Source organism: Qipengyuania flava, from assembly GCF_011762005.1.
Taxonomy (GTDB): Bacteria; Pseudomonadota; Alphaproteobacteria; order Sphingomonadales; family Sphingomonadaceae; genus Qipengyuania; species Qipengyuania flava.
In genome coordinates, this window is sequence record NZ_JAASQU010000001.1 from 693,963 (window position 1) to 706,214 (window position 12,252).

General features: G+C 63.5%; 9 protein-coding genes and 1 tRNA gene. 2 read left to right on the forward strand and 8 right to left on the reverse strand.

Features of this window, described 5'->3' with window-relative positions:
- Window positions 1–10: 10 nt before the first annotated feature.
- The 5 genes from prsR to FHS69_RS03445 form a co-directional block, all read right to left on the reverse strand.
- Entirely contained in the window at window positions 11–1,378 is a 1,368-nt protein-coding gene (gene prsR / locus FHS69_RS03425; RefSeq protein ID WP_166776545.1) for a PEP-CTERM-box response regulator transcription factor, read from the reverse strand.
- Window positions 1,378–3,486, reverse strand: a complete 2,109-nt coding sequence (gene prsK / locus FHS69_RS03430) for an XrtA/PEP-CTERM system histidine kinase PrsK (RefSeq protein ID WP_166776546.1) — start codon at window positions 3,484–3,486, stop codon at window positions 1,378–1,380. The genes prsR and prsK overlap by 1 nt, the downstream gene beginning before the upstream one ends.
- Window positions 3,486–4,871 carry a TIGR03013 family XrtA/PEP-CTERM system glycosyltransferase gene (locus FHS69_RS03435; RefSeq protein WP_166776547.1) on the reverse strand — a complete coding sequence of 462 codons (1,386 nt, stop codon included), beginning with the start codon at window positions 4,869–4,871 and terminating at the stop codon, window positions 3,486–3,488. The genes prsK and FHS69_RS03435 overlap by 1 nt, the downstream gene beginning before the upstream one ends.
- Before the next feature lie 132 nt (window positions 4,872–5,003).
- Window positions 5,004–5,291, reverse strand: a complete 288-nt coding sequence (locus tag FHS69_RS03440; RefSeq protein WP_067673567.1) for a hypothetical protein — start codon at window positions 5,289–5,291, stop codon at window positions 5,004–5,006.
- Window positions 5,292–5,374: 83 nt separating this feature from the next.
- A complete protein-coding gene (locus FHS69_RS03445) occupies window positions 5,375–6,754 on the reverse strand; it encodes a helix-turn-helix domain-containing protein (protein WP_067467122.1) in 1,380 nt (459 codons plus the stop codon).
- Between the two features lie 147 nt (window positions 6,755–6,901).
- On the opposite strand from FHS69_RS03445, the gene FHS69_RS03450 reads away from it, so the two are divergent.
- Window positions 6,902–8,500: an isocitrate lyase gene (locus tag FHS69_RS03450; RefSeq protein ID WP_166776548.1), complete on the forward strand. Its 1,599-nt coding sequence runs from the start codon at window positions 6,902–6,904 to the stop codon at window positions 8,498–8,500.
- Between the two features lie 11 nt (window positions 8,501–8,511).
- Window positions 8,512–8,703, forward strand: a complete 192-nt coding sequence (locus FHS69_RS03455; protein WP_370301069.1) for a hypothetical protein — start codon at window positions 8,512–8,514, stop codon at window positions 8,701–8,703.
- A 111-nt stretch (window positions 8,704–8,814) separates the two neighbouring features.
- On the opposite strand, the gene FHS69_RS03460 is transcribed toward FHS69_RS03455, so the two are convergent.
- The 3 genes from FHS69_RS03460 to FHS69_RS03470 all read right to left on the reverse strand — a co-directional run bounded on the left by FHS69_RS03460 (window position 8,815) and on the right by FHS69_RS03470 (window position 12,247).
- Window positions 8,815–10,146 carry an amidohydrolase gene (locus FHS69_RS03460; protein ID WP_166776549.1) on the reverse strand — a complete coding sequence of 444 codons (1,332 nt, stop codon included), beginning with the start codon at window positions 10,144–10,146 and terminating at the stop codon, window positions 8,815–8,817.
- 169 nt (window positions 10,147–10,315) lie between these two features.
- Window positions 10,316–12,115 (reverse strand): SLC13 family permease, encoded by a 1,800-nt coding sequence (locus tag FHS69_RS03465; protein WP_208380062.1) that lies wholly within the window; start codon window positions 12,113–12,115, stop codon window positions 10,316–10,318.
- A 48-nt stretch (window positions 12,116–12,163) separates the two neighbouring features.
- A tRNA-Leu gene (locus tag FHS69_RS03470) sits at window positions 12,164–12,247 on the reverse strand.
- Window positions 12,248–12,252 lie beyond the last annotated feature (5 nt).

The window sequence follows — 12,252 nt, forward strand, 5'->3', positions numbered from 1 at the left end:
CGGAAGGAGATCACGCGCTGAGATCATACTGCTTGAGCAGGTCGTACAAGGTGGGACGACTGATCCCGAGCAGTTTCGCCGTGTTCGAGATATTGCCTTCGCTGCGGGACAAGGCTTGGCGGATCATCCGCCGGTCGGCCTGTTCACGCGCGGCCTTGAGGTTCAGCGCGATATCCGCCTCTTCACCCGAGCCCGCCGCGAGATCGAGATCCTCGGCCGATACCAGCTTGCCATCCGCCATGATTACCGCGCGTTTGACGCGGTTCTCCAGTTCGCGGACATTGCCGGGCCAGTTCCAATTGTCGATCGCGGCCAATGCGTCGGGCGCAAATCCCCGGACCTGCGGATTCATTTCCTTGGCGAACCGCGCGAGGAAGTGCTTGGCCAGCAGCACCGCATCACCGGGTCGCTCGGCCAGTGCGGGGATCCGCACCACGATCTCGGCGAGGCGGTAGAACAGGTCTTCACGGAACGTGCCCTCGCCGATCATCGTTTCGAGGTCCTGATGGGTCGCGCAGACGATCCGCGTGTCGACGCCGATCGCCTTGCGACCACCGATGCGCTCGATCGTGCGCTCCTGCAGAAAACGCAGCAGCTTGACCTGCAGGGGCAGCGGGATGTCGCCCACTTCGTCGAGGAACAGCGTGCCCCCTGCGGCCAGTTCGATCTTGCCCTCGGTGGTCTTGACCGCACCGGTGAAGGCCCCCTTCTCGTGGCCGAAGAGTTCGCTTTCGAGCAGGTTCTCCGGAATTGCCGCGCAATTGATCGCCATGAACGGGCCGTCGCGACGGTCGCTCGAATCGTGGACGCCGCGCGCCAGCAGTTCCTTGCCCGTCCCGCTCGCGCCGAGCAGCATGACCGACACATTCGTCGGCGCGACGCGCTCGATCGTGCGCGCGACCTTCGCCATTTCGGGGGCGGCGGTGATCATCGATCCCAGCACGGTACGATCCTCGCCGACCTTGTCGGCCAGCCGCCGGTTCTCCGCCTCGATCTGGTGCAGGCGATAGGCGCGCTGCACGATCAACCCGAGCGTGTCGATATCGACCGGCTTCTGGTAAAAATCATAAGCGCCCTCTTCGACGGCACGCAGGGCGCTTTCGCGCGCACCATGTCCCGAGGCGACGATCACCTTGGTATCGGGCTTCATCGCCATGATTGCTTCGAGTACAGCGAAGCCTTCGGTCACGCCGTCGGGATCGGGCGGCAGACCGAGGTCGAGTGTGACCACCGCCGGCTCTTCGGACCGCAGCGCCGCCAGCGCGCTGTCGCGCGTGCCGGCCAGCACAACGTCGAAATCCTCATACGCCCATTTGAGCTGCGCTTGCAGCCCTTCGTCATCCTCGATGATGAGCAGCTTGGGTTTGCTATCCGCCATTATACGACCTCTGTTTTCTCTGCGGAAGGTGCGCGACCGATCAGCGAATGGGCCGCCCTGAGCGGCAGACTGATGGTGAAGCGCGTGCCCAACCCCTCGCGGGATTCGACGTCGAGCCGTCCGCCCATCGAACGCACCAGCTCGCGTGCCTCGAAAGCACCGATGCCGAACCCGCCCGCCTTGGAAGAAACGAATGGCTTGAACAGGCTGTTGCGGATGAAATGCGGGGTCATTCCGTGCCCGCTGTCGATGACGGTCACCTTGCCCGACAGGCCGTCGCTGTAGATTTCCAGCATGACCGAACTTTCAGCATCGCTGGCGTCGATCGCGTTCTGCACCAGATGCGCAAGCGCCTGGTCGAGCGCTTCGGGATTGCCCTCCACTGCAACCGGTTCGGTTCGCAGAACAGCCACCGGATGCAGGCGCTGCAGGCGGTCGGCCACGCCGCGCGCAATTTCAGCGAGGTCGAACGGTCGTGCCTTTTCAGCGCTTCCCCCGCCATAGCGTCCGAGCCGCGCAAGCAGTGCATTGAGCTTGTCCGAACTGTTGCGCAGCGTGACCAGCATATCCTTGCGGAATTCGGGGTTGTCCGCGTGTTTCTCGGCATTGCGCAGCAGCAGCGACATCTGGCTCGACAAATTCTTGATGTCGTGCAGGACGAACGCCATGCGACGGTTGAACTCGTCGAAGCGACCCGCCTCGAGCAGCGCGGTCTGTCCCGCCTGTTCGGCGAGATAGCTCGCAAGCTGGCGCCCGACGACGCCGAGCAGGTCGAAATCCTCCCAATCGAGCTTGCGCGCCACGAGCGGCCGGGCGAGCACGACCAGGCCGACGAGCCGGTCGAAATGCAGCAACGGTACCGCCGCCCATGCCCGCGTGTCATGCAGCAGCCAGTCGGGAATATGCGCCAGTTCGCCCTGCCGATCGATCCCGGCGCGCGCCTCGTCGAAATCGAGGATAAGTTCGCTTGTCTCCAGCGACTTGCCGAGCACTGCTGGCGCCGCTTGCAGCGGAACCTCGGCCCCCTCCCAGCACCAGTTCGCGGCCAATTCGAACTGGCCTTCTTCATCGGGCACCAGAAGTAAGCCCGAAGGGCTGTCGGTGATGTCCGCCAATGCCTTCACTACCCGTTCCTGCAACGGGATATTGTCGAAGCCGGTGGTTCCTATGGTGCTGGTGAAGCGGATCCACTCGCTACGATAGTCGTAGCGGTGCTTGAACAGGTGCTTGATCGCCGTAACCCGCAACCAGCCCCGCAAGCGGTTTGACGGCATCCAGATCAGTGCAAGCGCGCTGGCGGCGATGATCAGTCCCACTTGCGTCAACCGCGCCAGATCGCCCGTCAGCATGTCGAGCCAGCGCGCCAGCGCGAGCATGGCGGCAAGATAGCCCCCGATCAGCAGCAGCGAGAGAAACCGGAAGGTGACAGCACGCGAAGGGCGAAACTCGAGATCCGAAGTGCTGGCGGTAAAACCGAAGGCGAAGGGCACCGCGAAGATCGCAGCGGCGATGCCGCGCAGGATCGACAGTTCGCCGGGCACGGCGCCCACCAGATAGGCGATGGTGAAATAGTTGAGATCGAAAGCCCATAAACCCGCCAGTGCCGCCGCGCTCCAGCGCAGGATCTGCCGCGAAGTCACGGCAGCCCCGACATAAAGGTTGTGCAGCAGCACGAGCGCCCCGACCGCGACCATGATGCGGAACAGCGCCGCGGTCTCGAATGTGAGCGCCGCCAGTTCAGGGGTGACTGCATAATTGCGCGAAATCAGCAGCAGCAGGAACTGCAGGACTTCGACGAAGGCGAGCGCGGCGGCCGCGGGACGAACCAGTCGCAGGGTCTCATCACGCCCGTCATTGCCGAACAGACGGAACAGGAGGAACAGCCACGATAGGTTGCGGGCAATCTCGGTCAGTTCGACGATCGGCTTGCCGGGCACGAAACTGGCGGCGGCAAAACACCAATTGGCAGTGAGTGCCAGAGCGACGACCGCAGGAGTGCGGTCCGCGCGCGCGCTGTCGCCCTTGCGGCCGATCCAGATCGCCGCCAGCCCGCACACCACCGCACCGATGGTATAGCTGACATACGAAAGGCCGCCGAGAAGTTCCATCAGCGCGCGCCCTCGGGCCAGAGGATCACCCGCGCGGTCTGGATCAGGATCAGCAGGTCGAGGAAGGGCGTGTAATTCTTGGCGTAATAGAGGTCGTATTCGAGCTTGTGCCGCGCGTCCTCGGTACTCGCACCATAGGGATAGTTGATCTGCGCCCAGCCGGTAATGCCCGGCTTCACCACGTGGCGCTCGGCATAGTACGGCAGTTCCTTGTCGAGCATGGTAACGAATGCGGGCACTTCGGGGCGCGGGCCGACAAAGCTCATCTCGCCCTTCAGCACGCTCCAGACCTGCGGCAATTCGTCAATCCGGACCATGCGGATGAAGCGCCCCACACGCGTGATGCGGGGATCGTCCTTCTCCGCCCATTTCGATCCACCCGCCTCGGCATCACTGCGCATCGAACGCAGCTTGATCAGCGTGAATTCCTGCCCGTACAAGCCCACCCGCTTCTGCCGGAAGAAGGCCGGGCCGTCGCTTTCGAGCTTCACCAGCAGGGCGAACAGGCCGATCAATGGCAAACCCACGACCAGCAGCAGGAGGCTGGCAACGATATCGAAGGCGCGCTTGGCGATGCTCGAAAGCCTGCGTCCGGCGGAGAAACCGTCGCTGAAAATGAGCCAGCTTGGATTGAGCGTATCGAGATCGACACGCCCCATTTCACGTTCGAGGAAGCTGGAGAAATCGGCGACGTCGACGCCTTTCGTCTTGACCCGCAAGAGATCCTTGAGCGGCAGCGAATTGCGGCGTTCCTGTAGGGCAAGGACCACTTCGCTGGCACCGAGACCATCGGCATAGCGACCCAGATCCGCGATCGTCTCGCGCCGCACCGCCGAAACGACGACTGGTTCGGCATCGCCCATCGCGATGAAGGCCGCGACCCGGAAGCCGCTTTCCGGTCGCGCGGCGAGACGTTCAAGACGCTGCGCGCGCTCGCCGGCGCCAAGGACCAGCACCGTGCGACGGAAGTTCTCCACCCCGAGCAAGCGCCCGGTGAGCACACGGTTGCCGACGAGGAACAGGATCGCCAGCCCCATTGCGTAGAGCAGGACCGACCGCCACAGTGCCGATCCGGGGAAGACGAAATTCATCAGCGCGATCGCGAGCACGCCAAGGCTGACTGCGACCAGCAGCCGCGCGGTCGCGAAACGGATCGAGCGCAATGCCTGGTGGCCGTAAGAGCCCACGGCGATCATCGCGACCCAGATAACGGCCGAAAAGGCCACGATCTCCAGCGCGCGATCTGAAATATGGCCGACGGCAGCACCGATCTGCGCAACGCGGAAACGCCACGCGAGTTCGCCTGCCAGCACGAGCAGCATCAAATCGATCAGGGAAAGCAGCACCACATTGTAGGAAATGTAGTGCTTGAACAGGCGGATCATCCGGGCGGGCTCGCCAATTGCTAGTGTCGGAATGCTTGACTAGCAAAAAGGGGTGAATTGTCGGTAAACTTTACACCACCCCGGGGATTATCCGGATGCGCCGCAGCGCGGTGCTACTGCGACTGGCGCTCGCTATTCGTTGACCGCGTTCTCTACCGCGTCGCCCGCGTTCTGTGCGGCTTCGCCCACCTGTTCGGCAGCCGCGCCGACTTCCTCGGCCGCCCCGGCGATCGCATTGTCCTTGGCAACTTCCGCATCGCTGACCTGAGTCAGGAAGACGACTCCGACGAAAGCCACGCCCAGAACCAGAAGGACAACGATCCAGTTGATCCCGCCCTTCTCACTCTCGGTAACCACCGTATGCGTGGTATGCGTGTTGCCCGCTGCATCGGTGGTTTCGGTAATGCGTTCTTCGGTCATGGGATCTGCGTTCCTGAGACGTATCTGGTGTCTCGGGAAACGCCGCTGCAGGCCCAGCGGTTCCACTGGAGCGCGATCTGCGCTTAGCTGCGCTCGAATTCGAAGGGCGTCACGCCGCGACGGGAGCGATCGAAGGCGAGCTTGCGACCGGCTGGCGGCAGCGAACGCTGGCTGCACGCCTCGCGGTGACAGCGCGCGCAGCCCGGACCGATGGGTTGCGCATCGCCGCTACGCAGCGAGACGCCGCGTGCCTGCGCAAGCTGGTCGGCCAGCACCGCCTCGATCCCCAACGCGACCACGAATTGCGCTTCGCCGGGAGCGCCCGCCCCTTCGACGGTGCGCGCCATGGTGAGCCAGCCGCCCTCGCGCTCGCCCGCATCGTCCAGCGCGACGAACTGTACCTGCAGCTCGCCCGCGCGGTCGAAGGCGCGATGCGCATCCCACAACGGACAGGTCTGGATCGAATCAACGAAGCGCGCGGTGCTGCCGCCGGCCAGCGTCTTTGAGACCTGACCCGCACGGTCGATCCGCATCATGAAGAATGGCAGGCCACGTTGCCCGACCCGCTGGAGCGTGGTCAGGCGGTGCGCGAGCTGTTCGAAACTGACCCCGAAGCGTCGTTCAAGCACGGGCAGATCGTATCCGGTGGCCTCGCAGGCACGCAGGAAGCGGCCATAGGGCATGATCAGCGCGGCTGCGACATAGCCCTGAAGGTGTCGCGCGAATAATCCGCGGGCCGCTTCGTCATCGAAACGCGCCCCGCTAGCCACTGCCTGAATGCCATCCGCAAACTCGAGTTGCGCGAGCTGCATCGCCAGCTGGAAATTGCGCGAGGGGATGCTGAGCATCTCTGACAACTGGACCTGCCGCGCGTGCAGGTCGAGCCGCCGAAGGCTGTCGGGCAGCACCTCGCGCGGGAGGATCCGTACCGAAAGCTGGTGGCGTTCGCGCAGCCGGTCGGCCAGCGCGATGCCGATATCCCCGCGCGACAGGCGCATCTCGTCGGCCATGGCTTCGGCCTCGCTGTCGAGATCGGCGAAATGGTTGCGCCATCGCTCCACCTCGGCGCGCGAGGCGGCCAACGGATCCGCTGCGCCGCCGGCGGGACCGGCATTGTCATAAAGACGGGCGAAGGCGGAGGCGACCTGCGGCGACGAAGCGAGGAATTCCTGCAACTCGTCGCGGTCGATCCCCAGATCGGCAAACCGTTCATCCGCGAAACGCCGGGCGAGCCCGTCGACGCCGCCGATCGCTTCATCCGCGCGCAAGGAACGCGGATCGAAATCGAACTGTTCGACCAACCGCATCATCACGCGTGCACTTACCGGACGCTGGTTGCGCTCGATCAGATTGAGATAGCTGGGCGAAATCTCAAGCCGCGCGGCAGTCGATGCCTGCGTCATGCCTTCCCGCTTGCGCAGGCGACGGATCGCGGGTCCGGCGAATAGGGACTGATCGGCCATTTGTAACTTTCTTCACAACATTACACTCCGATTAGCCGGGAATGAGCCCCAAACACAAGAATGTTTGTCAATTTTCCTGTTCGCAAGGCCGCCGATGCGGCATCACGATGGCCAAGCACAGATGCAATTACGACAAGGAGTTTCCCCGTGACCTATTCGGCCCGGATCGAAGAACTGAACAAGACCATCGCTGCCAATGGCGCGCCCTGGGGTGCCATCGATGCCGAAAGCGCTGCCCGCATGGTCGTCCAGAACCGGTTCCGCACGGGGCTCGACATAGCGCGCTACACCGCGAAGATCATGCGTGAGGACATGGATGCCTACGATCGCGATCCTGCCAACTACACTCAGTCGCTTGGCACCTGGCATGGCTTCATCGCGCAGCAGAAGATGATCTCAATCAAGAAGCATTTCGGCAGCACCAAGCGCCGTTACCTTTACCTGTCGGGCTGGATGGTCGCCGCGCTGCGCAGCGAATTCGGCCCGCTGCCCGACCAGTCGATGCACGAGAAGACTTCGGTCCCGGCGCTGATCGAGGAACTCTACACCTTCCTCAACCAGGCCGATGCCCGCGAACTGGGCGGCCTGTTCCGCGAACTGGATGCCGCCAAGGAAGCCAATGACGCGGTCAACACGCAGCGTCTGATCAAGGAAATCGACGAGCACGAAACGCATGTCGTTCCGATCATCGCCGATATCGATGCCGGCTTCGGCAATGCCGAAGCAACTTACCTGCTCGCCAAGAAGATGATCCAAGCGGGTGCCTGCGCGCTGCAGATCGAAAACCAGGTGTCGGACGAGAAACAGTGCGGCCACCAGGACGGCAAGGTCACCGTGCCGCACGAGGAATTCCACCAGAAGATCCGCGCGATCCGCTATGCCTTCCTCGAACTGGGCGTTCCCGAAGGCATCATCGTCGCCCGCACCGACAGCCTCGGCGCCGGCCTGACCAAGTCGATCGCCTATTCGAAGGAACCCGGCGACCTCGGCGACCAGTACAACAGCTTCCTCGATTGCGACGAAGTCGATGCCGGCGACATCAAGAACGGCCAGGTCTTCATCAGCCGCGACGGCAAGCTGCTGGCGCCCAAGCGCCTGCCCAGCAATCTTTACCAGTTCCGTCCCGGAACCGGCGAAGACCGCTGCGTGCTCGACTGTATCACCGCGCTGGAAGCGGGAGCTGACCTCCTCTGGATCGAAACCGAGAAGCCGCATGTCGAACAGATCGCCGGCATGGTCGACCGGGTCCGCGAAGTGGTGCCCAACGCCAAGCTGGTCTACAACAACTCGCCCAGCTTCAACTGGACGCTCAACTTCCGCCAGCAGGTCTACGATGCGTGGGCAGAAGCGGGCAAGGACGTCTCCGCCTACGATCGCGACAAGCTGATGAGCGTCGACTACGACGGCACCGAACTCGCCGCCGAAGCCGACGAGAAGATCCGCACCTTCCAAGCCGATGGCTCGAAGCGCGCAGGGATCTTCCACCACCTCATCACGCTGCCGACCTATCATACGGCTGCCCTGAGCACCGATAACCTTGCCCGCGAATATTTCGGGGAACAGGCGATGCTCGGTTACGTCAAGAACGTGCAGCGCGAGGAAATCCGTCAGGGTATCGCTTGCGTCAAGCACCAGAACATGGCTGGTTCGGACATCGGCGACGACCACAAGGAGTACTTCGCCGGTGAAGCGGCCCTCAAGGCCGGCGGCAAGGACAACACGATGAACCAGTTCGCTGCCGCCTAAGGAGAGGAAGGATGACGACTATGACAGACGACGCTCCCAAGACCGAACCGGGCCGAGCCCGCGCGCTCTTCTCGACCGCGGATTTCCGCCTCCTGCGCACCGCACTGACGCATTACGCACGGGCGACGGAAGACCGCGAAGAGCTGGCCAGGATCAATGCCCTGCACCACCGCCTGGGCACCTACGTCCCCGCGGACGGCTGACCACTACACCAAGTTCTCCTGGGGAGGAGAATACGGCCGTCGGAGCGACCCCAAACGCTCCGGCGGCCACACTTTTCGGGGCGCTCCCTTGCGGGAGCGCCCCAATTGCGTTCAGTCCTCTGCGGCGGGCATCAGTTCGATCGCCGCGCCCGCCAGCGCTTCTGCCCCGGTCGCGATCACCTTTTCCGCATCGGGCGCCCAGAAGGGCGAATGCAGGGACGGCAATGGTGTGCCGTCGCGCTCGAGCGCCTCGAGCATCGGCTGCGGGGTGCCGCTGATCCAGAAGATCATCGACTGGACATCTTCGGGCGCTGCGCGGCGGAACTGGCTGAAATCCTCGCCGCCCATGACCGCAGGCCATTCCATCACCCGCTCATCACCGAAACGCTGTTTGAAGCCCGCCGCGATCGCCTCGGTGAAGCCAGGGTCGTTGAAGGTCGACGGCGTATAGGGATCCTCGACCGTGATCTCGGGCATCATGTTCTCCGGCAGTCCGGCGGTAATCGCCTCGCCCCGCGCCACGCGACGGATGCCGTCGAGCAATTGCTGGCGGCTGGCATCCGAGTAGCTGCGCACCGTTAGCTGCAACTTGGCTTCATCGCCGATGATGTTGTGCTTGGCGCCTGCGTGGAAGCTTCCCACCGTGATCACGGCGGGATCGAGCGGCGACGAATTGCGGCTGACAACGGTCTGCAATTTCATCACGATCGCGCTGGCGAGCACCACCGGGTCGACCGTGGTGTGCGGATAGGCACCATGCCCGCCGATGCCCTTTACCGTGATATCGACGCTATCGACATTGGCCAGCGCATAGCCGGGCGTGTAGCCGATTGTTCCTGCGGGTGCAGGCGCGGCGGCATCGTGGAATGCCAGCGCATAGTCGGGCTTGGGGAAATCGGAATAGAGCCCGTCCTCGAGCATGGCGAGCGCGCCGAGCCCAATCTCTTCGGCTGGCTGCAGCACCATCACGAGCGTGCCCTGCCACTTGTCCTTGTGATCGACCAGCAATTGCGCCGCACCGATGAACCCCGCCATATGCGTGTCGTGCCCACAGGCGTGCATGATCCCGGTGGTGACGCCGTTCTCGGTCGTGGTGGTCTGCTTCGAGGCATAGGGCAGTCCGGTCTGCTCGACCACCGGCAGCCCGTCCATGTCTGCGCGCAGCAGCACGGTCGGCCCATCGCCGTTGCGCATCACCGAGACCACCCCCGTCCGGCCGACCTTCTCGGTCACCTCGAAGCCGAGATCGCGCATTCGCGCTGCCAGTTTCGCGGCAGTTTCGTGCTCTTCGAAGCTCAGTTCCGGATTGGCATGGAGATCGCGATAGAGCTCCATCAGGCCCGGCATGTCAGCCGCCAGATCGTCGCGCAACGCATTGGCCTGCGCAGGCGCGGCGATAAGCATCGCCAATGCCGCAAAGCTGGTGGGAATCGATTTTGTCATGATGTGGACTCTCCCTGTGACGTGAAACGGATCAGCTATTGCTTGGCTCAGTACCGTGGGCACCGCATCTGCAAAGCGTCAATCGGGACGGTGCGATTCAGGAAGAGCGCGCAAGAGGCTGCAAGCAAGACGGGCTTGGCAAAGAAGCGCAACCGTTCGCGCGTCGCTCTCACAACCGATAGGTCACTGCCAGCGCGACCGACAATATGGTTACCATGATCAGCACCAGCGGCACGCCGGTGCGGACGTAGTCGCGGAACTCGTAGGAGCCTTCCGCCATGATCAGCATGTTGGTCTGATAGGCGATCGGGGTCGCGTAGCACAGGTTGCAGCCGAACAGCACTGCCAGCACCAGCGGCTCGGGCGGCAGGCCCAGCTTGGCAGCGATGGCGAAGGCGATCGGCGTCCCCACCGTTGCTGCGGTCGCATTGGACGCGAAATTGGTCAGGAAGGTCATCGTCAGCATAATCGCGGCGAGCGCGGCTGCGGGTGAGAGGTATTCGAGGCCGACGGCCATCACTGTACCAATCCATTCGGCGGCCCCGCTGTCGAGGATGATGCGGCCCAGAGCAATACTGGCGGCGACCAGCACGATGACACTGCCCGACAGTCCCCGGCCCACACGATCGAACCGCACGCAGCCGGTCACGAACATCAGGATCGCACCCGCAAGCGACGCGATCGCGATCGGGATCAGCCCGACCGAAGCCAGAGCGATCGACCCGCCCATGATCGCCGCCGCGAGCGTCGCTTTCGAACGCCGGGGCAATTCGCGCATGCCTTCGAGCTGGAGCAGGCTGTCCGACCGGGCGAAATGCTCCATGTCGTCAGGCAGGCCCATGACCAGTAGGACATCGCCTTCGGCGAACCGCAGATCGCCGCCCTCGGAAAACTGGTCCTTCTCGCCCACCAGCCGCTCGGGCCGGTGCGTCCCGATCACCGCGACGCCGTAAAGATCGGCGATCCCCGAGCTGGGCAAGGTCCGGCCGATCAGGCGCGAATCGGCGGTGACGATCATCTCGCCCACGGCGATGTCGATGGCGGTTTCACGCGAGCGCCGGCGGATCCGGTCGATTACCCAGCTGGGCGCCGCGTCCCCGCGCAAAGTGGCCATCGCCTCCTCGATCGCCTCATGCGTGCCGGTCATGCGCAGGCGGTGTTGCGGGCGCAACAGGCCTGGCGGAACTTCGTGGAACTCGACCCCGGCGGGCAAACGCGTTTCGAGTTCGGACAATTGCTTGCCATTGAGGATCGAATCCTCGGTTACGCGCAGCCGCGTTTCGAACAGGCGCTGCGCGTGGACGGTCTCGATCCGGTTGTCGCCCAGCATACGCGGCATCACGATCCACACGAAAGGCAGAGCCACCAGCGAGGCGATCAGTACGATCGGGGTGAAATGGAACACGCCCATTTCGGGCATGCCGAGATCGACGGCGATCGACACCACGAGGATATTGGTGGACGTGCCGATCGTGGTCGCCATCCCGCCCATCAACGACGCGGCGTTGAGCGGGATCAGCGTCTTCGAAGCCGCCATCGCCCCGCGCATTGCCAGTTGCACGAAGATCGGCATCAGGAGAACCAGCACGGGCGTGTTGTTGACGCCCATCGACAGCAGGAAAGTCACCACCAGCGAGAACAACAGGCCAAGCTGCAGGTTGACCTTGAACAGTCGCTCGAGGAACCGCGCGGCCGGGTCGAGCGCACCGGTCACCACCAGCCCGCGGCCCATGATCATCAAGGCGCAGATAGTGATCAGCGCGTAATGGCCGAAGCCGGAGAAGGCGAGGCTGAGCCCGTCGGTCGGCTGGGTTTCGGGCAGCGGGAAGAAATAGAGGCCGACCGCGATCACCGCGATCGTCATCAGCGAGATAATCTCGACCGACATGCGTCCACGCGCGAAAGCGATGAACATGGCGAGAGTGATGCCCATCGCCGCTATTGCATGGTAGGAAGGAACCCCGATCATCCGGCGCAGGAAATCCCAGTTTATCCGGTGATGTGCAAGGTTTTAGTTTGGTACCCCTGGCCGGACTCGAACCGGCACTTCAAAGAAACTCGATTTTGAGTCGAGCGCGTCTACCAATTCCGCCACAGGGGCAACGG

What these genes read in the sequence shown, in the direction of transcription:
- FHS69_RS03445 (WP_067467122.1), bottom strand. Translation starts at nt 6,754, where the DNA reads ATGGCCGATCAGTCCCTATTCGCCGGACCCGCGATCCGTCGCCTGCGC.
- prsR (WP_166776545.1), bottom strand. Translation starts at nt 1,378, where the DNA reads ATGGCGGATAGCAAACCCAAGCTGCTCATCATCGAGGATGACGAAGGG.
- FHS69_RS03460 (WP_166776549.1), bottom strand. Translation starts at nt 10,146, where the DNA reads ATGACAAAATCGATTCCCACCAGCTTTGCGGCATTGGCGATGCTTATC.
- FHS69_RS03440 (WP_067673567.1), bottom strand. Translation starts at nt 5,291, where the DNA reads ATGACCGAAGAACGCATTACCGAAACCACCGATGCAGCGGGCAACACG.
- FHS69_RS03465 (WP_208380062.1), bottom strand. Translation starts at nt 12,115, where the DNA reads ATGATCGGGGTTCCTTCCTACCATGCAATAGCGGCGATGGGCATCACT.
- FHS69_RS03455 (WP_370301069.1), top strand. Translation starts at nt 8,512, where the DNA reads ATGACGACTATGACAGACGACGCTCCCAAGACCGAACCGGGCCGAGCC.
- prsK (WP_166776546.1), bottom strand. Translation starts at nt 3,486, where the DNA reads ATGGAACTTCTCGGCGGCCTTTCGTATGTCAGCTATACCATCGGTGCG.
- FHS69_RS03435 (WP_166776547.1), bottom strand. Translation starts at nt 4,871, where the DNA reads ATGATCCGCCTGTTCAAGCACTACATTTCCTACAATGTGGTGCTGCTT.